This is a genomic window from Oscillatoria nigro-viridis PCC 7112 (genome assembly GCF_000317475.1).
GTDB lineage: Bacteria > Cyanobacteriota > Cyanobacteriia > Cyanobacteriales > Microcoleaceae > Microcoleus > Microcoleus nigroviridis.
This window is the reverse complement of the sequence record NC_019729.1, coordinates 3,639,875-3,661,838: the sequence shown is the minus strand read 5'-3', so window position 1 is coordinate 3,661,838 and position 21,964 is coordinate 3,639,875. Positions and strand designations below refer to the sequence as shown.

Sequence of the window (21,964 nt, the reverse complement as noted above, 5' to 3'; positions counted from 1 at the left end):
TGCCAGTCGTCCCAGGTTTTCTTCCTTGTAAGTCTTCAAAGGGGTAAAAGGCGGTAAAAGGGCGATCGGCTAATATTGCTCTTTAGTAAATGCAGTATTAATGAAGATGAAGATTAGTTCAATTTTCTTAAAAGTCAAGAGCCTGGTATGCCTAGCAAGTTTTCCCGCCTACGTTGTTTGATTTAATAATATAAAGAAAGTTCACGAGCCGCTGTAACAGCGGCTCCAAGTGAATTAATAGACACAAATACCTAGACGTTGGCACCCATCATTCCTCTCACTGCCATCGGGCATAATAGTGTGGCAGAAAATACATTCTTGTTCCAGCCAGTATTCGATGTCTACACCGGAAGCACCGAACAAATTAGAGCGATAGAAGTTGGTCTTCTCCACCAGGGTTTCATCCAACTCGGCACGTACCAAACAAGCATGAGTCAAGTCAGCTCGATCGAGGATCGATTGAGCGAGGGTAGCTCCATCCAAGCGGGTATGTTGCAGGATGGCGTTCTCCAGAGACACTTCAGCCAATTCGGCTCCAATCAGGTAACTTCGAGAGAAGTCAGTTCCAATCATCGAACCCTGCAGAACAGCCCCGGAAAAATCGGCATCGCTCAAGATTGCTCCTTCGAGATATATGAACGCACTAACACGAATCCCAGCAAAGTTTCGCTCGCCAGCAGCATAACGTTCGAGCAATTCAGAGGCACTCATTTCAGTAAATAGCGATCCTTTCATAGGTCGTCTTCTCCTAAATCTCCATTACTCAAGAATAAGATAAACTATTAGTCCGATGTTGACACTTGATAGGCTCTGGAAAGACACCGGATTCTTGCTTTTGTGGCACTTATCTAGACTGAAGTTCCCCTCAACCGCCCACAAAATCAAGCTAGCAAGTGGAGGGTGATATCAAATCCGGTTAAATGCACATAGTTCAGTAGGGGCAAACCCCCCGTGGTTGTTCTCTCGGTACTGTGGTTAATCTTTCCGGGTTTGATATGAGGAATAGTTAAAGGAACTGTAATGTGTTGAATATTTAGATAAGTCCCTACCTATTTCATAATAGTTCTGCTAAAATTAACTAATATTTTATATGAAAAAAAAACCGTGGTGGACGAAAAAGAGTCAACGAGAATCTACGACCTGCGAGAATTACGGAGACGGTATATAGCTGGAGAAAGAAATTTTTCGGGTTTCGATCTGAAAAAATTTCATTTTTCCGAGTTTTTCCTGGTTGATATCAACTTGAGCGGTGCTAATCTGGAAGACGCTAGTTTGGGGGGGGCTAATTTAATTAATTCTAACTTGAGCCATGCTAACTTAGAAAGAGTATGGCTGGATCAATCCTTACTGATTAAGGCAAAATTGAGTAATGCCAATCTCAGGAATGCTAAATTGGTTAATGTTGACTTGACGGGTGCCGACTTAACAGGTGCCGACTTGACGGGTGCCGACTTGACGGGTGCTGTGCTGATTGACACTAATTTGACTGATGCCAATTTGACCGATATTAAAACAACAGAGCAGACTATTTTTCATCAAGTGACTATGCCTGACGGCAGGATTCAAAATGATTTAAACAGAACGTTGTCTGCTGAAGAATTGCTCCGGCGCTATGGCGAGGGCGAGCGAAATTTTCAGGATAAAATATTGCATCGTGTAGATTTGAGCGGTGCTGACTTGCGTGATATTGACCTGAGTCGTTCTCGCTTAAGCTATGTCAACTTTAGTTGTGCTTGTTTGGAAAATGTTGGCTTGGGAATGGCTATATTTTCCGATTTCAGAAATGCTCGATTTAGTCGGGATGAAGATTGGTTGGGTGTCTATTTTTTTTATTGCGATTTGAGAGAGGCTAATTTATCAGGAGTTGACATGAGTTATTCTCAATTCATAGGAAGCAACTTTTCGGGAGCTAAAAATTGTCTTTCTGGTGGTCTCCAAGGAGATGTATTCTTTTACCAGACTACTTGGACAGATGGAGAATTTATCCCTGGTCCAACGAGTGCTACTTACCACTGGCGTGGTGAGATTAGGGAGGGTGAATTTTAAATTGTAATAATTAGTCGTAGGGATTACATCTGTTTCAAAAAACAGGACTTACGCAGAGCATTGAGAAAATTGTAATGTTTTGAACATTTAGATATCTCCCCAACCTATTTCATAATAGTTCTGCGTAAATCCTGAGCAAGTCGGACTTAGGGAGGTGGTGGAAACGAGAAATCGCTCTGTTGTTTAATTCGATTGCGAACATCTTCAGGAAGATTTGACAAAAAGTTAAAAACCGTGTCAGAACCCTGAGTATTCAGAAGATTTTCAAGCTGATTAATAGAAATCTTCCAGGTATTTGGTCTTCGCCATTGTTCGGCACTTGTTATAGGCTCGCGGTTTTCCCCTAAGAGTTGATTAAGTGGATTGGGGACTGCTGGTTTCCCGCTCCAATCCGTGTAAGGTTCTGGTATGTTGGGCGTAATGTACGTGTAACTGCCAAGAACATCTTGTACCCCAAGACTTGATTGATTGGAAACTAAGATTGTTTTCCAAGTCCACCCAGGAATGCGAATTCCGTTAGCTTCTAAATTTGTAGGATCTGTATTTCCTTGATTGGGCGCTTCCGTAAGTAATTCAGGTGCTCTAGTTTTTGGCTGGATAGACCAATTCTGTTCTTTAGTATCAAAAACACCAGCAGTAATATCAAGTTTTTTGTTGTAATCAAAGATTAGCTGCTCAACTAATTTTGATTCAATTCTAGACCATGCAGGCGAAATATCTGGGTCTAATCTACCTCTGTTATTGGGAAAAAGTCGGTTATTGTCGAGCGCTTGCGGGATTAAGTTTGTGCTTAGGTAGGTAGCCTGAGCATCTTTCTCATTTCTGTTTCTATCTTGGTTAGGGATAAGATGACCTCTATCCAAACCCGTTCCTGTATACATTATCCCATCAATTCTAGGCCAGCTCGGAACTTGAGGACTACCAGGCAAGCCTGGATCGGTTATGAATGGAGTATTTGTTCTTTCCTCAACTCGATTTCTCCAAGAGCTGTCAACTTTCCAACTTACCCAGTTAGGAAGCCCAGTAACGGCATTATAAGATGAGGAATACTGCGGTTTTTCAAGCAACAAATTGGTTTGATATAAATTTTGATCCGGGGCTTTAATATCCCATCTTGCTTCAGTTGGATTTCCCAATCTCAGGTGGTCGCTCTTAAAGAAGACATTATCTAGGAAAACATGGTCTCCTCCTTCTAATTCAAACTTCAAAGTAGCTGGTTGACCTCGGTAAAGTTGTGTCACTTCATCAGGAGTTTGCAAGTTAAGCTGGAAAGTTTCAAAACCTTCTCGACCAAATCCAATCTTATTAGCATTACCTAAGTAGATATTAGTCGCCCGATCGAGATTTGCTGGGGTATTGACATTTTCGTTGCGGTTGAAAGGGAGTTTTTGCAAATTGCTTTTAAGGTCTATTGTGGTTTTTGCGATCTCTGTACCTGTTGTCGTTTCCAACGTGACGTTCAGGTTTCCTTTTTTGACAGGAGCATGAACATCAAAGCGTAAATTTCCCCAGTCAGGAACAACAAACCGATTGTGAACAATTTCTTTGACTCCGTTGGCTCCTAGTTTAAAGGCATAGTCTGTTTCGCTTTTTCCTTTAATGGACTTTACGTCCTCCAAATTTTGAACCAAATCAATATTGGGATTTTGTTGACCGTTGTGGAATGACCACCCAGGTAGCGCGTTAGAAATAGTTCTGCGAACCTGGCTCAAATTCCCCCCAAACGGATCGGTAACAGCATCAAAATTGCCGTTGAACAGAGTGGGAACAGTATCATCACCGCGCATTCTGGCACTGTAAGTATTGTCAAAACTTAGCGGCACTCGCGGCTGCATTTCTGGCCGCAAACGTTCACCGCCACCATTTATAGAATAAAACCATCCAGTCCCAATCCCTTCCCAAGGAGCCTCAGCGCTACCTTGGACAAAGTTTGCGTCTGTATGATTTGGGGTGTACCAAGGGTTGACACGGTTGGGATTAGTATCGTAGAAATTGGCATCGAACAACACCTCGTAAGCTCCATCACTGCGGCGGCGGTAAACTGGATCTTTGAGCCAATCCACCGCATAGCTGGGTTGCGAATCCGTTAAACCCAGATTCGCACTGCCGGAATACCAATTGAGAACTCGTCCGTGAGTAGCGCCCAAACCGCCCCCAATTATTGGAATAGCATCGGTTTGTCGGGTGAAGCCCGCCCGACTCTCAGCATAGCCCGTTTCCCCAGAACGAGTTCCCAGAAATTCGACTACATCGGGGACACCGAGGAGATTGCCATCTTCATCCTTCGGAAATTTGAGTCCGGGTTGATTGCTAGTATCTTCTGGTGGTAAAAGGTTAGGAATATTTCGACCGTTCGGAGTAAACGACCCCAAACCACTCGGATCGGCTGTAGTTTGGTAGTAATTATCGGCAAATGTAATGCCTTCCCAAGTCTGCACCTTGGGTTCGTAGAAGTTCCTAAACCCTCCAATCCCCACCAGCGAAAGACTCTCCTGATCGAAGTCGTGGGGGTCGATTGTCGTAACTTGAAAATCGCGGCCGAATTGATTTGTTCCGCCTGCATTGGGGAATGCTGTCAGCAAGCGCTGCACAATTTCACTATTAACAACTGTTCCGCGACTGAAGCCAATAAAGTGCATGGGAGAGTCGAACAAGTCACCCTGCTCTCGAATCAGTTTCCCTTCGCTGTCGTAAAAGCGCGGTCTCCCTTGAGAATCGAGTCCTCCAATGGTTCCGCCCAAAGCTTGGTCTAACTGCACCAGCGAGGTGTAGAAAGCATCTGCTGCACCTTCTGTAAAACCAGAATCAGGCACGCTTGATTCGTTGTTTTGAGCCCAATCAGGCAGAAGCACTAAAGATTTGTCGCTGTAATTGTCAGATATGTAAGTAGCTAATTGTTCGAGGTAATTTGTTGTGGTTTCTGGATTTTGACCTGCGGGGAAGTCTGGCATGACAGCCCCATATTTATCGACAGGAACCCAGAAACCTGTGCCCTTATCGTAACGAAGAATCAAACCCCCACCCCCTGCATCCGCGATGTTGTTTGCGATGTCAAAAAAATTAGGGGGAATTACTGCTTCTGCAACTATCGGAGGTGTAAAACCGTGAGTGAGAACAGTGACGCTTGTGAACGGAGAAAAACCGCTTTCTAGTTGGGTATTAAACTCCCCAAAATCAAGATTGCGCTCTCCCTCAGTGTTTATTGCTTCGACAGCCCAATAATAGGTTTGACCTGCTGTGAGAGTCCGGTCTGGATCGAGGGTAAAATTGTTGTTATCTCCAAACCTGTTACCTCCATTCCAAACCCACTCACCAGAAGGCTTCCAAGTTGCTGTGAGAATGCGGTTCGGATTAAAGTCATCAAACTCTTGCCACGGAGAACTCAAAAATTGTCTTTTTTCCTCTTGAGTTAAGCCGGAATCGGGCAGCGCTTCAGATAAATTGACAACTTGGTCCCAAGGCAACAGACCCTCACCTTCTGGGAAGGTACTTACAAACAAATTAACTTCGCGTATTTGCGAATCAGGAATGTCGAAATTCCACTCAAAAGTCGGAGTCAAGTCATTTATTGTATTCTCACCTGGCCCAGTTAAATCCAGCCAATCCAGCGGTGTCGCCGCCAAACCGCGAGGGTTAGTCACAGAAACGGGAGCTCGCTTGCTACCAGGCGGCACGCCGTAAGTATATTGATTGTTCGCGTCGGTCAGAATCTGAAAATCAGCAGCAATACTAACTGCCGGATTAATATTGTCAATTGGTATCGCCGACAAGTCCGCAACCGTAGCATTTCGGGCCGTAGCGCTGTCAAACAACGGCAGCCCGACACCCCGACCTTTGGCATCTACTTGGAATTGACTGGGGTTGGTCAGCGTTTTGACAAATTCCTCCACATCAAAAACATAAACTTTGCCGCCAGCACCGCTTAAATTTGGATAGGAAGCGTAAAGGTACTTGCTATCACTTGAAAGCGCTAAATCTGTAGCGAATCCATCTGGAATTGGTCTTGTTCCCGCTACTAATTGCGGATTTGTTAGCGGGTCTTTAATAATGCCGATGTTGCTGCCGGCCCGCGGGTCTCCATCTACGCTGGGTAGTTCTTGACCGAAGAATTTCGTGTCGGAATTGCGGCCGACAACAAAGGCATAACTGGCATCCGGCAGTACCGTTACCGCGACTCCCTCATTTACATCAAAATAATCGCTAGCAAAACCCAGCCCTAAACTTGCATATCGGGTGGTAGCAGCAAAACTCACCGGGTCATTATTAGTAATGTCCAGTACCCCAAATCCGTTGCTATCTTTGCCGCTGTTCGTAAAGGTCATGGCTAAGGGATTGACGGTGCTGGCTATTCCTTCTACTCCTTCATCGGCTGTGATACTTCCGATTAATTGATTCCACTTTTTGGGGTTCTGACTGGGGTCGCTGGGTCGGTCTTTGGGGTCGATGTTAACAGCATAAATTTTGCTGTTCGAGCCGTTTGGTGCAGTAACAAATAGCTTTTTGCTGTCGCTGCTAATGGCTATTTGTCGCAAACCGCTTGGGGCTGTACCGACTGGGATGGTTTCGGTGACTTGGTGATAGGTTGGTGAAAACGGGTTGATATCGAGAACGTAGATGGAGTTGCTGCCGATTTTTCCGTCAGCGATGTAGGCGTATTGGTCGCGGGGGTCTATGACTATCGATCGAGGTTCTGCACCGCTGGGCAAATTTATCGGGTTAATACCAGCAGTATTCGGCTGAGTGTCTATCTGTTGCCGCGTCATCGGATCGACCACAGCAACGCGCCCGGAACGATCCATCGCTACATAAGCACGGCTGCCGTCACTGGTTACAGTTAGTTCTCGCGGTCGATCGAGTATATCATCCGTGCCTACAGAAACGCTGGCAATCGACAAGTCGCTGCTATTAGTAGCTGTGACGACTGATTCGGGATTTGCACCGTTAATAATTGCGATTTTATCTGTTGTCCACTGCGCGGCAAAGATGTATTCTGTATTGTTTTCTATTCGGTAAGGATTGCTATCGTATTTAACTTCTGTGGCTGGTTCTGAGGGATTTGGGCTAACTTTTTCGTTTTGCTTGCGGCTGATGACGATGCGCGATTCACCTAACGGTACGGTGTTGGGAACTTGAACGGCGATTTCAAATTGATTGTTTGCCAATTTGCGACTTTTGTCTGTCAAAACTGTTCCTTCGTAAGCTTGTCTGCCTGCGAAAAATTTAACGGTTAAGTCGCTGAATCGGCTGCCTAACGGGTCGCTCAAGTTATCTACTAATACATTAGTACCCGTGATGAAGAGAACGGGTTGATTGTTGGGAAAAGATTGATTGTTGCTGTCTGTAAACTTAAGTTCGGCACTTTGGATGATGGGAGGTGCTTTGGGATTAGAAGCTGTTGGTGCGAGTTGGGATGCGCGTCTTTCGCCGATTAAAGCATCTTTGTCTGAGTAGTCGAGATCCCTTTCGCCTATAATTTCCCCAGTCAGAGCATCCAGTTCGCTATTTTTTGCGGGGGGGGTAAAATCTGTGTTGGGAAGCTCTGACTCAAACTGAGGGAGTTGGAAAAGCTGGCGATGTCTTCAGCGCTATTGTTGTCAGCGGCCCGAATTGGAGGGAGTGTTTGTTCTGAGATGTTGCTGGCGTAAGCTTGACTATTGAGTAAGTTTTTGGTATCAATCTCGAATTCTGGGGCGAGGAAATTCTGAAACGGATCTTGAGAGTTAAAAGGTGAATCTTTAACAACTTTCATGTTTAATTTCCGTAGATGCGAGTGAGCTGTTTGCTTGTGATAGTTTCAAACTAACTAATTGATGCGCTTCACCCTTCATTCAAGAAGAATGTGTGGATTCGGACTTAATCAAGCTTTTAGTGCGTGATTTTTATTGAGCTGCCAAGCTTTTATTAAGAATAATGTTCCCGTATTTTCGGCAGCAAGTCAATCACGGGAATTACTGATATTTTCCGTCGGCTACTGGAAAACTGGCAGTGTCCGCAACAACTTAATAGCAGAGCATAGGTGAAGGTTGCTGCGCTAGTTAGTTTGTTTGACTGATAAATTGTGATTGAATTGTTAAAATTTTACAGATTCTTTATCAAAGCAATGTACGTTACTCAGCAAAAATACTTAGATTGTTGTCGGCTCGCATTTCAAGCCTACTCAAATTTACTGCCTGGAAATTACGGAAGAAGGGGAGCATCTCTCTGTGGCTTTTATAGTGCGAGATATTCAATAGTTCGCACTGTAAAAAAAATGCTTTTTCCAAAAATGATATGCTCCCTGTTGTTCCTTTGTTCATAATAAATGAAAAAATAAGCTGTCGCGCATCTAAATTAGATTTTTAGGGCGGGCGGGACGCCCACCCCACAAAACTTTTAATAAAAATTACTATACAAATTAGATGCACGCCAGCTTAAGCTCACACCTAAACATCAGAACGTTCTTGAAAGTAAAGCTTGACAGCTTCTACGCTGTAAGTCATGTAATCGGGGGTGATGTCGCTTTCAGCCATTGGCTCTCCGTCGCTGCTGGGATATTCAATTTCTACTTGTTCGGCTTGAGTTAAAATTGTCATTTTTCAATTTTCCTCAAAGTTATTAATTTAATGTCGGGTAAATAAGCGTTCTAAGGTTTCTAGTGAGAACTTGATTCCTCGTAGTTTTATGAAAACTTCAGTCCTGACTACAAACCTATTTAATTGTGGTCGTGACCGCTGACATGATATGATTTAATGCTAGCATTCTGTCGGAGCTTGCAAAAGTTTGAGATTACTCACAAAAATCAACAGCCGTAAGGTACGCAGGGCTCACGCTACATAATTAGGTTCTGCTTCCTGGACTGTAAGGCTGGTAAGATGGTGTACAGATACAGGCTATTTAAATTCTAATTAATCCCTCTGTCTAAAATAATCATTTCCGAACCAACAACCGGACTTCTAGCTATTAACTTGCCTTCCCTATTCGCAATTTCTAACTTGCTGAAATCAAGGGAGTTAGCCTCCTTCCACATCTTCGTTGCTAGTTGATTTTGCTCAACTTCGCTGAGTTTGTACCAATCTTCAGCGACTTTTACCGTCAAAATGCTGCTGGAAAAATTAGCTTGAACTGACTCAACTAAACTGCCGCCCAGTCGATTCTTAATGTCAGTAACTTGAGTTTGAATCGCAGCAATCAGAGACTGTTCGGGCGTCAGCGGTGGCGGCGGGATAATTTCTACTGGTTGCGGTTTTTCCGGCGCCACTAAATCGGGCAACTTGCTTTTGAATTTAGTAGAGATTGGCGCTGACGGTGCGATCGCCTCTGGCGATTTTGGCGTTCCCGATGCCATAAAATCGCCAAAGGTTGGCGGCGACTGCTGCGCTGCTGGCAAAGGCACTTTTGCTACTTTCTCCGGCGGTTTTGCCGAGAAACTGTTGAAAGTTAAACCGACTGCAACGATCAGAATTGCGGCTAATGCGGCGTTTAAAATTGGATCGGACAGCTTCTCGTTGGCAGATGGTGGCAGTAGCGATCGCACAAGCCGTACAATACTTTGCCAAAGTACAACGACTTTCTCTAAAAAACTCCCTTCCGGGCGTTGGGATACAGGCTTTTTCTCAACTTTTACAGCAACTTTTGGAGGCACGCTGTTAACTTCCGCAGCAACAGCCGGAGGAGTTGCTGTTGCTGAGTCTGAAGCGGTGGGCGCGATCGGCTTTTGGGGCTGCAATGGGGGTTCGGCTGCTAATTTTTTCTCTTTTTTTCCCAAATTCCCAATCGAGGCAATCAAAGCTTTGATTCTCTGATTTTTTGGAACCGCGCTGCTGGCATTTTGAGTTTTGCTGCCAGTGGGGGCAGACTTTGCAGGCGAGTCAACCTCCGGTGTCGGAGATTGAGAGGGTTCTGGAGTTGACTGGTTTAGTTGTTCTTCTGACATTTTCTCTGCCTTGGGGCGTTGCAAATATATCTAAAAGCGATAAATTTTAGTTGAGCCGTCTCAGCCTTAATTTATCATTTAACTTAGTTGTAACCGAATCACAATGAGTATCAAACGCCGTCACTTTCTAATTTTAGGCAGTCTCAGCAGCTTAGGTTTGGTCGGAGTCTGGAAAATGTTTCAGCTTCGGACTGCCTGGGGTACAGACGCCAATGCTGCTGTGCCTTCTAACGTTGAGGGAGAAAGGGCGATCGTCCCTTTGCCGGCCTCACCGCCTATTTTACGCTTTATTTCGGTAGCCGACACCGGTACGGGCGCAGAAGGTCAGTATGCTGTGGCTGAGGCGATGGCGCAATATCACCGGGAAAACCCTTTTAATGTTGCTGTTCTCGCGGGCGACAATATCTACAATAACGGCGAAATTGAAAAAATTAATGCTGTTTTCGAGCGGCCTTATCAGCCGTTATTGCAGCAAGGTGTAAAATTTTATGCTTGTCTGGGAAATCACGACATCCGCACTGCTAACGGCGATCCGCAAGTTAAATATGCGGGTTTTAATATGCAAGGTCGCTACTATACTTTTCGGCGCGATCCGGTACAGTTTTTTGCTTTAGATACCAATCACAATGCGGATTGGGAAAATCAGCTTGCTTGGCTGGAAAAAGAGTTGAGTCAGAGCACGGCACCTTGGAAAGTTGTGTTCGGCCACCACCCGATTTATTCCTCTGGCGTCTACGGAGTGAGTCAATCTTTTATTCAGACTTTGACGCCTTTGTTTCAAAAGTACGGCGTGCAGCTTTATATCAACGGACACGAGCACAGTTACGAACGCACTCGATCGATTAACGGTACGACTTATTTAATTTGCGGTGCCGGCGGCGGCACTCGTCCGGTGGGGCGTTCTGAGTGGACGGAGTATTCTGCTAGTCGGCTGAGTTTTGCGACGTTTGATGTCTATGAAGACCGGATGTTTGTCAGTTCTATCGGTACTGACAAACGGGTTTTTGACAGGGGAGCGATCGAAGTGCGATCGGCTTAATTCAGATTGTTTTCCCAGACATATCAGATGAAGGTATTTATGTCAAGGTGCTTTGGTCGATCTATTTAACTGCGACTTACACCTTGAATCAATATAACCCTTTCCTCTTGACTTGAACAAAAATTCAAGTACAATGAATTGTTCAGCGTTAGAGGCATCTGAGTGAAAAGCGATACGTTAGTAAGAGGGAAAATTAATCCGTTAGTAAGACCTTTCTTAAAGTGGGCAGGAGGTAAAAGGCAGTTATTGCCAGAAATTGTTAAGTATGTTCCCAAGCTGACAAGCAAAAATACATACTATGAACCTTTCATAGGTGGAGGCGCACTCTTGTTTGAGTTACAACACCAAAAAGCTGTTATCAATGATAGCAATAAAGAACTGATTAACTGCTATCAAGTAATCAAAGACTCCTTAGATGAGCTGATGGAGGAATTAAGCAAGGATAAATATAGCAATAGCGAAACGTCTTATTATGAGATGAGAGACTTAGATCGTTCAACGAAAAAATATGAAATTTTGTCTGAAGTGGAAAAAGCAGCACGAATCATTTATCTAAATAAAACCTGCTATAATGGTTTATTTAGGGTTAATTCCCAAGGTCAGTTTAATGTTCCGTTTGGTAGATATAAAAATCCTAATTTTTTAGATGACGCTGTTTTAAGAGCTGTGAACAAATACTTAAATAGCAATAATATCACGCTGTTAAATCAGGATTTTGAAGATGCTGTAAAAGATGCCAAGAGAGGAGATTTTGTTTATTTCGATCCTCCTTACGATCCTGTGTCGGAAACAGCTTCTTTTACTGGATATGATGTCAATGGCTTTAACAGAGACCAACAAAAACGACTCAAAAAAGTGTTTGACGATTTAAATAAAAGAGGTTGCAAGGTAATGCTGAGTAATTCCTGTACAGATTTTATTATGAATTTGTACAATGATTATCAGGATAAAATTAAAAAAGTTAGGGCAACGAGAAGTATCAACTCAAATGCCTTGAAAAGAGGTATGGTTGATGAAGTATTAGTTTTGAATTATGAAATTCAGGATAAATAAATATGAGTAAAAGCCAGAAAACTGCCAATGACAAAGCTTGGGAAATATTATTTGAAAGGCATAAGATATTAGAAGAGGTAGAGAAAAATGTTTTTTTTGAAATAGCATCTGGTCAAATTAATCAAGAAAGAGAAAGCAGGCTGATGGCAAAGTTCGATCACTCGGTTAATTTGCCAGATATCTTTCGAGACAATCATCTATCCATATTGCCAATTTCTCGTTCTAAATACGTTATTGGGAAGTTTGATACACACTTTGAAGTTAAATATGATAGTGAAATTGAAGTTATTCCTTTTGAGTTTCCTCCCGGGATAGAGAGTATAGATTACACAAATTTATATTCTGAAAGTTCCGCATTGCACTGTGCATTTAATATCGGTATTATAGATGATTTATTCGGCGAAAAAACAGCTTATACTGTTTCTGGGAGAATGTCTACAGAGTCCTTTGATTTTAATATTATAAATTCTCTCGCCAACGAACCATATTCAATCAAAGTTAAAAATTCGCAGTGTGAAATAGATGCAGGATTTGAAAGTGAAAATTATTTTATATTGATAGAAGCTAAAAAATATTTTATTAAGAATTTTTTGATTCGACAACTTTACTATCCTTACAGATTGTGGTCAAAAAAAATAACTAAAAAAGTGATTCCAGTATTCATGACATACTCTAACGACATTTTTAGTTTTTTTATTTATGAATTTAGCAATGATAAAGATTATAACTCTCTCCAACTGATTACACAAAAGAATTATACGATCGCTCCCGAAGAAATACAACGGAGTGATGTCGATCGGGTATTCAATAATATTAAAGTAATTGCAGAGCCAGATGTTCCATTGCCACAAGCTGATAAATTTGAGAGAGTAGTAGATTTATTATCATTGTTATTAGAAAGAGATTTAACTAAAGATGATATTACAGAAAACTATGAATTTGACCGCAGGCAAACTGACTATTATACTAATGCTGGTCTGTATATTGGACTGATGGAAAAACATGAAAATTCTCTAACAAAAAAGCCCCTCTTTCGCTTGACAAGTGAAGGAAGGTCAATTTTACATAAAAGACCTAAATTAAAATATCTAGATTTGATTAATAAAATTTTAGAAAAAAAAGTTTTTTATATAGTATTTGAATTAACCCTTAAACAGGGAGAAATTCCGCCCGAAGATGCAATATGTAAAATAATCTCAGAAAATCGTCCAGATATTAATAATACAACTATAAAAAGGCGTAAGTCTACTGTCCAAGGCTGGATTTCTTGGATATTGTCCCAAATCAAAGACTAAAATTCGCATAGTGTGATTCTCTGGGTTTTTAATATCTTCAACCTAGTTTTGCCTCCGGCCCATTTCAGAAAGGGACGCGGCAAGACTTGAAAAGGTGCGGAAGCAGACATTTATCTAGAATTGACACTCCCCGACTATTAAGGTGCGGGGATTCTTAATTCAGCGACTAACCTTTAAGTGTTGCGTCCTTTCGGCAATACTCCGACTTTTCAACCGTAGAATCCTACCAATTAACGAGCCTGATTCGCAGCCACCCCAGCGGGTCTGTCTCCAAAAGCGTACTAGAATACTTATCTAGAGTTTGGGTATGCCCTACCCTACTTAACAATCCTAAAAATAGTTGGTTTTGACTGGTTTAAGACTTACTGAATTCAGCCTCTAGCTGTTTAAAGAGTTTTCGCTGCTCTGCGTCCCCCGGTTTATGCCTAAAAGTGTGTCTCATGTCTTGTTTCACGATGGCAAAGGAATTTGACCTTGACTTTTATACTATACCCCAGATATCGGAACTTATCGGACTTTTTGAAAAAAGTTTTAAGAAATTAAAGCTGTCCTAGAAGGACAGGGTTTTAAACCCAAATTTTTGATAATATTTATCACAACTAGAACTCAATATAAATACTTCTGAAGTTGTCACCGGAGGTTGCGTGGCATTAAACAGACAGTGCCGGAGCGATCGGCGAAAAGTTTTCGTTAGAATTATATATGTCAGCCTCAACGGCAAAAATGCCCGATCGCCCGATCGGCAGATTTAGCTCCGGCTGTGCCAAAATTGTCTAACTCGCTCACAAGTGTTACCAGTCAAAGACCGTGCTGTGACACTTTACCCCACCAAGCCAATGCAAGATTTTATTAATAACGTCTCTCGCTACCCGCGCTTTTTCATTACGATATGTCTGGGAATTTTCTTTTTCCTGTTCGAGCGACTCAAACCCCTGCTCGATCGACCGACAACTGCGATCGCCCTGATTAGTTCGATTGTAGCGACTTTTGTCTTTCTAACTTTTACACTGCGGGCTATGTTAGGCCTGAGTTCGGTTTAAAGCCTGCGCTTGAACGCAAACATCAACGGCAAATTCAGTTAAAACACTAACTCCCAAAGTAACTGCCAACTCTTGCAGGCGATCGCACACTTAGCAATAGTCGCTGCGATAGATTGGAAGAGGAAAAAAAATGCGCTAGTTACGCCAGTGCTCCTCAACCAAGGGGCAGGCAAACATTACCGAAGTGCAGGACAAGCGTTTGGGGCTATCAACATTCACTGGGGAAATACTGCACCTCTGTTTCCCCGGTGTCCCACTCAATCATTAGGAAGCGGCACACCCCGCCCCGCTTTCCTCTCCCGTTAACCTGACGGTATCACGAGAGTTTCCAGCGGACAAGAAAGATGAAGTTTGAACATATCTATCAATTTTTTCAAGACCCCCCTCCTGTTTATCTAAACAAGGAACTAGCTGTGTGTTACATTCTCTCCGTGTTATTGCGCGGAGATTCCTACGGTACAGAACTGATTGGCCAACTAGAGAGGGAATTCCCCATCTACCGACTTTCTGATACCGTGCTCTACAGCGCTCTGAAATTCCTCGAAGATGAAGCCGTAATCACCGGTTACTGGAAAAAAGTAGAAGGACGCGGCCGCCCCCGCCGGATGTATCAAATCCTCCCTGAGTGGCGGCACCAAGCTCAAGACCTCGCTCGTCTCTGGCACGAGTACATCGGTCAGGGAAACGGCGCGTCAGATCGTCGAGCCCGCGCCCTGGAAACTGGTCACACAGGTTAGCCGAGTTGGAATCGGATGCCTAAACCCTGGAGATGCTGGCGCTACTTGCAAAGCGATTTGCCCGATTGCCTTCGCTTTGCTCGCCCGCCGCACAGCGATTAAAGCAGCTACACTACGTCAGGACTTACGCATTGTCACTTGAGAATTAGCGACGATGGGGAGATATGGGAATTGGGTGATGGAGAGAAAAACGCCTTGCAGAAGAAGCTTTCTGCGAATCTTGGTAAAAAAGTGTCTGCGTAAGTCCTCGATCGCTTTCGTATGTAAATTTCTGTAAAGTAAGAGTAGATCGTTTCAATTACACAAACTTCTACCGATGGATACTGCTGTTCTTCCTTCAACATTTGTGCTGACGCTACTGCTGGCTGTTGGCTTGTTTTTCTTCATCAAGGCTTCAGTCAAAGATCGAATCGAACAAGTCAAGCTGGCTTCCGAGAGCGCCCAAGAGTCACTGTTAACCGACTTACAACAGTATTTTGCCCAGAGAGCTTACCGAGTTGCATCCGTCGATGCCCCCAACTATAAAGTCACGTTTGAGGGTTTTGTGCGGCCGAGTTGGTTTCTAGCTATTTTTCTAACTCTGCTGAGTGCCGGCGGCGCTCTGTGCTTGGGACTGGTTTTGGGAATGCTAGTTCCCCAGCAGGGTCAAATTTTCCTAGCTTTGGTACTGCTGTCCCCGCTAGCCGGGGTATTTTACTGGAAAAAAGCTGGACGCTCTGAGCAAGTCTCGCTCAAACTCGAATCAGTTGCTGAGTCGGGAAGCCAAACCAAGAGCTTGGTTACTGTCAGAGCTCACCGCGATGAACTAGCAGCCATGCAAAAAGCTTTAGATTTGAAACCGCTCGATTAAAAGTTTGACGCGGAACGTTTTTTGATATGCTAGATGCCGTAGTTACACTTCTAGCTGACAAACCGATAACTCAAAAGCGGCTCTCTCGTCGATCGACCCGTGGCTGTTTTTTTGATCCGCTTGTTCGATCGACAAAACAGTCAAAAAAAACCATTATCGTGAAAGTGCCAATTGTGGCGATCGCTCGCTGCTGCGAGCGAGCCTGTTGCGATGGCTCCCCATACCCTAATTCCTAAGGACTTTTCGCATAAATTCAGTTGGCACTCTCCAGACAATGAGAACTCTCGCGCTGTTGTTAAAAGACTTAGAAAAACATTGCTGTCAATGTTTTGAGCTAAACATTTTGAGCTATGCGCGACCCGCTGACACCACAGGAATTTTTTCTGTGGTAGCTTCCAACATCACCTTTAAGCTGGGAAACAAGAAATGGTTCTCTTCTACGTATTGGGCTCCAAATAAACCTTTTTCAGCCCAGAAGTATCTGTCAGTGGTATGCTCGTTACGCTTGACTAACAGCAAAGCTGGCGGAGCAATGCCTTCTGCATGGATGAACTTGCGAGCCGCTGTTACGGGTTTATCTTCGCCGCTCTCGATGCTATATTGAGGCACACACTCTAAAATTCTGCGTCCTTCTTGTCGGCGGCGACTCTTGCGTTTGCGTCTCCTGGCCAATTTCTTTACCTCCTCTGTGAGCAGACAGTATGAGCAGACAGGTTGTAATGATAGCTACCAAATCCGAGGCCAGTATATCCGTTCTAGCTCAAAAATTCAACTGTTTTTAATATATCGACATAATCTTAACATTCGTGCCGATCGACAAAAGTGTAGCGTTTGTGGTATGGTTTGGCCCAAATTCCGCCAAAAGCCAAGGTTGGGGATCGGTGGAAGCTTCGCGGACGGCGATGCGGGGCAATCTGGGTTCATGAAAGCCCCATGCCTTCAACATAGCTGCCTTCTATCAAAGGGAAGAAACCTGAAATCTAGAAGTCTCTCATCAGTAATCGGCCGCCGATCGTTTGTAATTTACTTAGAATTCCGTTAGATATCTTAATGTGGCGCTCATGTTAATGCCAGCCAGTTCAGAATTTGTCAAACTTTGCCGCTCGCAGGTAGCCATCGCCGTTAGTTTGGGAGCGAAATTCAGCGCGGTATACCTGACACAAGAGTTGGTAGAAGGCAGCGAAGCAAAGTTGGTGCCGATCGCAGTTTACCCAGAAACCTCAGCCGAATCGGAAGAAAATCAGGGGTTGAGGTTGCAATCTTCCGAAAGCTCGACAGTGAAACCGGTACCGCGACTGCTGGCGCAGCCTGTTGGGGCTGTGGAAGAATCAACGGTAGGGGCGATCGCACCCGAACCGCTTCCGGGTAATGAGCGCAGTTCCCATCAGTGCCAAGGCCCGGAGAATGTGTGGCAGCAGCGCAGGCAAATTGTGACGCCTCTGATACACGAGGGAGCTGTAATGGGACTCCTAGTCAGCGGTCGGCAAGACAGGCCTTGGAACGAGCGAGAAGAGGCTCAAATACAACAAATTGCTCGCACCTTAGCCCTAGCCTGCATTTTAGACCAGCGCTCGCAGTGGATGCAGCAGGAATTGGGTACGAGTCGGCAAATCCAGGCTCAGGTTTACGACACGATGCACAATTTGCTGCACCAGTTCAAAAGTCCGCTGACAGCGTTGCGAACTTTTGGCAAGCTGTTAGCGCGGCGGTTGGTACCCGAAGACAAAAACCGCAATGTGGCTTTTAGTATTGTCCGAGAGAGCGATCGGCTGCAAGAGTTGCTCGGCCAGTTCGATCGAACCGTTGACACCGGCGAAGCACATCTCAAACTGCGATCGGGCACTTCAGAAAAAGCAATGTCCAAAGTGGAATCAATCCGGCATTCTCCTCTGTCGCTGTCACCTGCAGCCAATTTGGAGGAATCCTGTTTTGTAGCAGAAGTCTTAAAACCGCTGTTAATTTCCGCCGAGGCGATCGCATCTGAAAGGAATCTGAAATTGGTAGCCGACATAGAGGCGAATTTGCCGCCAGTCTCAGCGAACGATCGAGCTTTGCGCGAAGTTTTGAGCAATTTAATTGACAATGCTTTGAAATATACCCCTGCCGGCCGCCAAATTTATATTAAAGTAAGGTACAAAGCAGCGGATGGCGATCGGGCAGGATACAGCCAATTGCCTGCCATAGCAGTTGCCGTCAGCGACACAGGTTCCGGCATTCCTCCCCAGGATTTAGAACATTTATTTGAGCGGCACTACCGGGGAGAAAAAGCGCAGACCGAAATTCCGGGTACAGGATTGGGTTTGGCGATCGCCCGCGATTTAGTCCGCCAAATGCAAGGAGAAATAGAAGTATTTTCCCCCGTCAATCCTGAATGGCTGCCCTCTTCTGAAACTCATTTATATCCAACCGATCGCGGCACTACATTTGTGGTTTGGCTACCCGTAAATAAGTAACGATCCCTATTGATGAGAGACATTTTTTATGAAGCATCTGCATTTATTCGATAAAATTCCCAACTTTTCAAATTCTTTAGAATTTTTCAAAAAACACTTTTTTCGTGTACGGTTTTTAGCTGCTTTTAACATTCTGACTGTTCTGATTTTGGGCGGGCTGAGCGTATACGCAAAACTCAACAACCAGGGAGACGGAGTTGAACGCCTCTTTAGCGATCCTTTTAATTTCTGGTTCCCTTACGAAGGCATTCTCACCGGAGTTTCCGAAGTCCTCTGGTGCATCCCCGTAGCAATTTGTGCATTTACTTTCGGAGTGCTGCGCCAGAAAAATCCGCGCAGTCGATCGGCGATATTCTTATTTTTTAGTGCTTTACTACTCGGAGTCTTTTTCCTGGATGACAGGTTTCGGATGACTTTGATTATTTCTCGGTTGGGAATATCTAAGAAAATAATTTATTTCTGTTATGGTAGTGCCGTTTTCCTTTACGGAGTTAAGTTTTGGCGATACATCAAAACCACTCCTTACCTGCCATTAGTCGCAGCATTTCTCTTATTCGCGATCTCCAGGTTTGAGGATATGTTAAACTTGCAAAATCAAGGAGTACACGCGATGTTAGAAGATGGCACTAAATTATTAGCTCTTCTGAATTTAGCCCTGTATTTTTGGCACGTATGTCATCAGGAAGTTTGGCGGTATTTGCAGGAAACCGAAGCTCGTTGAGCAGATGGTATTACAAAAAAAGGCGTTGCTGAATAATGGTATCACTAAGCAACGCCGGCTATCGCCTAGTACCAAAATAATTTCTTTGATTTTGATATGGAATTGAAACATCGGCCAATTTGAGATAGTGAATTAAAAATTGAAGGGAAGGTCTTAGCAACTTGTTGCCTGATTGAAAATAACAAATATTTTTGGGTTTCACACGAGCTAAAGAATGTCTTAACCTTATCTTTTCGCCCTCAACTCTTGTCGTATAGGTTTGGCTAATAATTTGAGATTCCTCGCTAATAAAATTAGGGTAAACTTTCCAGCCATCTGTTACATAAAAATAGCATTTCTATTTACTAACAAGAGTACAAAGTGGTTCCAATGTTTTGCATTACGAGCGCCTAAAACCATTCCTAAAATACCTGGTTTAAAGGGGTATAAATATGTCCATAACCAAATGAAAATTTTTCAGCCGGCCAATGTTTCTAATTCATCAAATTCACCCACTTGTGGATTGGTCTCTGTGCGCTAGAAGACAATCCGAAAAAAGTTTTCTTACTTGTTGGAGCCAATTAATTGTCGTATGATGCACATTTTGACTCTCTCAATTCCTCGAAGACTCATACCATTGACATACATTGTGAGACATTCAGGTTTAACATTTTTATAGTAAGCTTTAGGATGTTGATAGCAATCTATAAATTGTCGGCACAACCGAGACAAATATAATTTTGTTGACCTTTTTTATGACCATTTTTATTAACAGAAGTTGACGGAAATTCAGGAGATTGCATAAGCTCTGCGTTTAATGAGTGTTATTTTTTGGCGATCGCACTATAAATTTACCATACCCTAATTCAGCACCGCCCTCATTGATGTATCACTGGGTTCATAAGCTTTCACTATTTTTTTACGAAATTTGATCGCATAAAGTTTCATTTTTTCGGCCGATCTACGCAATGCAGTTTACTACGTATACGTGGAATATGCTGTATTTTTACCGCACAGTTGGTAACGCCTCGGAAGAGATTGTTAAAAAATATATTGAAAACCAACACAATTAAGTAAGAAGAATGTGCCTAAAGCCGCATCAATTCCCCACCCCAGAAAAAGGGAGACTTGATGCGGGAAAAAATTCTGTCAGAATTCCGATTAATCAGGAATTAGCAATTACCCTATTCTCATGCAACTGAACACCGGTATACGCTCAATTCAGCCAGATAAGTTTTCTAGGCATTAGCTACGGCGATATTAGTGGCTCTACAGATAGTCGGCAGATCAATAATAAACTGCGTTCCCTGCTCAGGCGTAGAAATACACTCCAATTGACCGCAGTGTTTTTCTATCAGAATTTTTCGGCTGATGGACAATCCCATGCCTGTACCTTTTCCTGCGGGCTTAGTAGTAAAAAATGGAGTGAAAAGTTTAGCATGAACGTTATCTGTCATTCCCACACCATTATCAGTAATTGTTACGAGGATGTGGGAAGCCGAGCTAATGTTATCATGCGAACTGCCGGGTACAACTTCAGTCCGAATCAAAATCTGGGGGTGAAAAACTGCACCATCTTCTCTACTTAGTCTCTCTTCTAAAGCATCTATAGCATTCGCTAAAAGGTTCATAAACACCTGATTGAGCTGACCGGCATAACAGTTCACAAGCGGCAATACGCCATAGTCTTTTATCACATTAATAGCAGGCCGATCGGACTTAGCCTTTAGTCGGTGCTGTAATATCATCAAAGTGCTATTAATGCCTTCGTGGATATCTACTGATTTAATTTCAGTTTCATCCAACCGAGAAAAATTGCGTAGAGAGTGAACAATATTGCGAATGCGTTCGATCCCTAACTGCATGGAAGAAAGCAATTTTGGTAAATCATCTATGATAAATGGCAACTCTGCATCTTCTATTTCATGGATAATTTCTGCTGCTGGTTGCGGGTAATGCCTTTGGTAAAGATTCAACATATTAATGAGTTCTTTAATATAGTCGTTGGCGTGGGACAGATTGCCATAAATAAAGTTAACCGGATTGTTGATTTCATGAGCGACACCTGCAACTAATTGACCGAGACTAGACATTTTTTCACTTTGAACTAGCTGGAGTTGTGTTTCTTGGAGTTCTTTGACAAAATGCTCTAAGGCAACAGATTTTTGGTGCTCTTTTTCTTCACTGATACGGAGTGCTTTCTCTACTTGTTCGCGCCGCTCTATTTCAGACAGCAAATTCTGACTGAGAGAAAAACTTCTCAAAGCTGTTAGCATCGTAGTGTATAGCTTTGATGTCGTTAATTCAGTTTTAGTTTTATAGTCATTAATATCGTAATTAATAATAATGCTTTTTTCAGGTACTTGTCCGGGTTGACCCGTGCGTAAAATAATTCGCACTAACTGATTGCCTAAAACTTCTCGGACATATTTAACAAAGTTTAAGCCAGCATCATCTGTTTCCATAATTACATCAAGTAAGATGATGGCAACATCAGGATTTTCTTGGATTAGCTGTTTAGCTTCACGAGCGGAGTAAGCATTGATAAAAGTTAAAGATTTATTTTCAAAGACAAACTTCCTTAGTGAAATTTCGGTAGCGGTGTGAACTTGAGCCTCATCATCTACAACTAAAATTTTCCAGCTTTCACTCAGTTTTTCTTCTGTGGTTTCATCTGCAAACAATATCTCGTCATCCGAGTCGAGTCCTTCGGCAAAGAATACTGTTTCTGGAGATGGTTTAGTTAACAAATCGTCAAAATCACTTTTCATTGCTTTACACCTTTATTTTTTACTAATGTTTAGGTTTTAAGTTAGAAAACCTGTTAAGAAAAAGGCAG

19 protein-coding genes and 1 pseudogene are annotated in these 21,964 nt (G+C 43.3%); 11 read left to right on the top strand and 9 right to left on the bottom strand.

All coding sequences use genetic code 11. The features are described from left to right. Positions 1 to 234: 234 nt before the first annotated feature. Positions 235 to 735, bottom strand: a complete 501-nt coding sequence (locus OSC7112_RS15450) for a pentapeptide repeat-containing protein (RefSeq protein ID WP_015176782.1) — start codon at positions 733 to 735, stop codon at positions 235 to 237. 369 nt (positions 736 to 1,104) lie between these two features. On the opposite strand from OSC7112_RS15450, the gene OSC7112_RS15445 reads away from it, so the two are divergent. Continuing rightward, positions 1,105 to 2,046, top strand: a complete 942-nt coding sequence (locus OSC7112_RS15445) for a pentapeptide repeat-containing protein (protein WP_015176781.1) — start codon at positions 1,105 to 1,107, stop codon at positions 2,044 to 2,046. Positions 2,047 to 2,192: 146 nt separating this feature from the next. On the opposite strand, the gene OSC7112_RS41010 is transcribed toward OSC7112_RS15445, so the two are convergent. Beyond that, entirely contained in the window at positions 2,193 to 7,310 is a 5,118-nt protein-coding gene (locus OSC7112_RS41010; RefSeq protein WP_015176780.1) for a DNA/RNA non-specific endonuclease, read from the bottom strand. Positions 7,311 to 7,374: 64 nt separating this feature from the next. Between OSC7112_RS41010 and OSC7112_RS41780 the strand changes: the two genes are divergently transcribed. Beyond that, positions 7,375 to 7,497 carry a hypothetical protein gene (locus OSC7112_RS41780; RefSeq protein WP_263053614.1) on the top strand — a complete coding sequence of 41 codons (123 nt, stop codon included), beginning with the start codon at positions 7,375 to 7,377 and terminating at the stop codon, positions 7,495 to 7,497. 31 nt (positions 7,498 to 7,528) lie between these two features. Here OSC7112_RS41780 and OSC7112_RS15435 read toward each other — a convergent pair whose 3' ends face one another. The 3 genes from OSC7112_RS15435 to OSC7112_RS15430 all read right to left on the bottom strand — a co-directional run bounded on the left by OSC7112_RS15435 (position 7,529) and on the right by OSC7112_RS15430 (position 9,958). Next, complete coding sequence (locus OSC7112_RS15435) at positions 7,529 to 7,795, bottom strand: hypothetical protein (RefSeq protein ID WP_015176779.1); 267 nt, start codon at positions 7,793 to 7,795, stop codon at positions 7,529 to 7,531. Between the two features lie 673 nt (positions 7,796 to 8,468). Next, on the bottom strand, positions 8,469 to 8,618 hold the full coding sequence (locus tag OSC7112_RS39780; RefSeq protein ID WP_015176778.1) for a hypothetical protein: 150 nt from the start codon (positions 8,616 to 8,618) through the stop codon (positions 8,469 to 8,471). A 308-nt stretch (positions 8,619 to 8,926) separates the two neighbouring features. Beyond that, positions 8,927 to 9,958, bottom strand: coding sequence for a hypothetical protein (locus tag OSC7112_RS15430; protein ID WP_015176777.1), 1,032 nt, complete (start codon positions 9,956 to 9,958; stop codon positions 8,927 to 8,929). A 103-nt stretch (positions 9,959 to 10,061) separates the two neighbouring features. Here OSC7112_RS15430 and OSC7112_RS15425 point away from each other — a divergent pair, with 103 nt between their 5' ends. The 6 genes from OSC7112_RS15425 to OSC7112_RS15400 all read left to right on the top strand — a co-directional run bounded on the left by OSC7112_RS15425 (position 10,062) and on the right by OSC7112_RS15400 (position 15,972). After that, positions 10,062 to 10,997, top strand: coding sequence for a metallophosphoesterase family protein (locus OSC7112_RS15425; RefSeq protein ID WP_015176776.1), 936 nt, complete (start codon positions 10,062 to 10,064; stop codon positions 10,995 to 10,997). 162 nt (positions 10,998 to 11,159) lie between these two features. Beyond that, positions 11,160 to 12,050: a DNA adenine methylase gene (locus OSC7112_RS15420; RefSeq protein ID WP_015176775.1), complete on the top strand. Its 891-nt coding sequence runs from the start codon at positions 11,160 to 11,162 to the stop codon at positions 12,048 to 12,050. A 2-nt stretch (positions 12,051 to 12,052) separates the two neighbouring features. Further along, positions 12,053 to 13,345, top strand: coding sequence for a type II restriction enzyme (locus OSC7112_RS15415; RefSeq protein WP_015176774.1), 1,293 nt, complete (start codon positions 12,053 to 12,055; stop codon positions 13,343 to 13,345). A gap of 836 nt (positions 13,346 to 14,181) precedes the next feature. Continuing rightward, positions 14,182 to 14,385, top strand: coding sequence for a DUF751 family protein (locus OSC7112_RS15410; protein WP_015176773.1), 204 nt, complete (start codon positions 14,182 to 14,184; stop codon positions 14,383 to 14,385). A gap of 344 nt (positions 14,386 to 14,729) precedes the next feature. Next, positions 14,730 to 15,122, top strand: coding sequence for a PadR family transcriptional regulator (locus OSC7112_RS15405; RefSeq protein ID WP_015176772.1), 393 nt, complete (start codon positions 14,730 to 14,732; stop codon positions 15,120 to 15,122). A 316-nt stretch (positions 15,123 to 15,438) separates the two neighbouring features. After that, positions 15,439 to 15,972: a cofactor assembly of complex C subunit B gene (locus OSC7112_RS15400; RefSeq protein WP_015176771.1), complete on the top strand. Its 534-nt coding sequence runs from the start codon at positions 15,439 to 15,441 to the stop codon at positions 15,970 to 15,972. 348 nt (positions 15,973 to 16,320) lie between these two features. On the opposite strand, the gene OSC7112_RS15395 is transcribed toward OSC7112_RS15400, so the two are convergent. Together OSC7112_RS15395 and OSC7112_RS39775 are read right to left on the bottom strand one after the other, a co-directional pair. Then, positions 16,321 to 16,644: a DUF3155 domain-containing protein gene (locus OSC7112_RS15395; RefSeq protein ID WP_015176770.1), complete on the bottom strand. Its 324-nt coding sequence runs from the start codon at positions 16,642 to 16,644 to the stop codon at positions 16,321 to 16,323. Between the two features lie 106 nt (positions 16,645 to 16,750). Then, positions 16,751 to 16,918: a hypothetical protein gene (locus tag OSC7112_RS39775; protein WP_015176769.1), complete on the bottom strand. Its 168-nt coding sequence runs from the start codon at positions 16,916 to 16,918 to the stop codon at positions 16,751 to 16,753. 121 nt (positions 16,919 to 17,039) lie between these two features. Here OSC7112_RS39775 and OSC7112_RS15390 point away from each other — a divergent pair, with 121 nt between their 5' ends. Then, entirely contained in the window at positions 17,040 to 18,425 is a 1,386-nt protein-coding gene (locus tag OSC7112_RS15390; protein WP_223300840.1) for a GAF domain-containing sensor histidine kinase, read from the top strand. Between the two features lie 28 nt (positions 18,426 to 18,453). After that, positions 18,454 to 19,146 (top strand): DUF8692 domain-containing protein, encoded by a 693-nt coding sequence (locus tag OSC7112_RS15385; RefSeq protein WP_015176767.1) that lies wholly within the window; start codon positions 18,454 to 18,456, stop codon positions 19,144 to 19,146. Positions 19,147 to 19,204: 58 nt separating this feature from the next. Here OSC7112_RS15385 and OSC7112_RS35775 read toward each other — a convergent pair. Then, positions 19,205 to 19,928 (bottom strand): annotated as a pseudogene (locus OSC7112_RS35775) (IS1 family transposase). Positions 19,929 to 20,093: 165 nt separating this feature from the next. On the opposite strand from OSC7112_RS35775, the gene OSC7112_RS42390 reads away from it, so the two are divergent. After that, positions 20,094 to 20,198 carry a transposase gene (locus tag OSC7112_RS42390; RefSeq protein WP_150111547.1) on the top strand — a complete coding sequence of 35 codons (105 nt, stop codon included), beginning with the start codon at positions 20,094 to 20,096 and terminating at the stop codon, positions 20,196 to 20,198. A 165-nt stretch (positions 20,199 to 20,363) separates the two neighbouring features. Here the strand turns inward: OSC7112_RS42390 and OSC7112_RS15380 are convergent, their stop codons facing one another. After that, positions 20,364 to 21,896 carry an ATP-binding protein gene (locus tag OSC7112_RS15380; protein WP_015176766.1) on the bottom strand — a complete coding sequence of 511 codons (1,533 nt, stop codon included), beginning with the start codon at positions 21,894 to 21,896 and terminating at the stop codon, positions 20,364 to 20,366. Positions 21,897 to 21,964 lie beyond the last annotated feature (68 nt).

What these genes read in the sequence shown, in the direction of transcription:
- OSC7112_RS15450 (WP_015176782.1), bottom strand. Translation starts at nt 735, where the DNA reads ATGAAAGGATCGCTATTTACTGAAATGAGTGCCTCTGAATTGCTCGAA.
- OSC7112_RS15435 (WP_015176779.1), bottom strand. Translation starts at nt 7,795, where the DNA reads ATGAAAGTTGTTAAAGATTCACCTTTTAACTCTCAAGATCCGTTTCAG.
- OSC7112_RS39780 (WP_015176778.1), bottom strand. Translation starts at nt 8,618, where the DNA reads ATGACAATTTTAACTCAAGCCGAACAAGTAGAAATTGAATATCCCAGC.
- OSC7112_RS15430 (WP_015176777.1), bottom strand. Translation starts at nt 9,958, where the DNA reads ATGTCAGAAGAACAACTAAACCAGTCAACTCCAGAACCCTCTCAATCT.
- OSC7112_RS15425 (WP_015176776.1), top strand. Translation starts at nt 10,062, where the DNA reads ATGAGTATCAAACGCCGTCACTTTCTAATTTTAGGCAGTCTCAGCAGC.
- OSC7112_RS15415 (WP_015176774.1), top strand. Translation starts at nt 12,053, where the DNA reads ATGAGTAAAAGCCAGAAAACTGCCAATGACAAAGCTTGGGAAATATTA.
- OSC7112_RS15410 (WP_015176773.1), top strand. Translation starts at nt 14,182, where the DNA reads ATGCAAGATTTTATTAATAACGTCTCTCGCTACCCGCGCTTTTTCATT.
- OSC7112_RS15405 (WP_015176772.1), top strand. Translation starts at nt 14,730, where the DNA reads ATGAAGTTTGAACATATCTATCAATTTTTTCAAGACCCCCCTCCTGTT.
- OSC7112_RS15400 (WP_015176771.1), top strand. Translation starts at nt 15,439, where the DNA reads ATGGATACTGCTGTTCTTCCTTCAACATTTGTGCTGACGCTACTGCTG.
- OSC7112_RS39775 (WP_015176769.1), bottom strand. Translation starts at nt 16,918, where the DNA reads ATGTTGAAGGCATGGGGCTTTCATGAACCCAGATTGCCCCGCATCGCC.
- OSC7112_RS15390 (WP_223300840.1), top strand. Translation starts at nt 17,040, where the DNA reads ATGCCAGCCAGTTCAGAATTTGTCAAACTTTGCCGCTCGCAGGTAGCC.
- OSC7112_RS15385 (WP_015176767.1), top strand. Translation starts at nt 18,454, where the DNA reads ATGAAGCATCTGCATTTATTCGATAAAATTCCCAACTTTTCAAATTCT.
- OSC7112_RS42390 (WP_150111547.1), top strand. Translation starts at nt 20,094, where the DNA reads ATGCAGTTTACTACGTATACGTGGAATATGCTGTATTTTTACCGCACA.
- OSC7112_RS15380 (WP_015176766.1), bottom strand. Translation starts at nt 21,896, where the DNA reads ATGAAAAGTGATTTTGACGATTTGTTAACTAAACCATCTCCAGAAACA.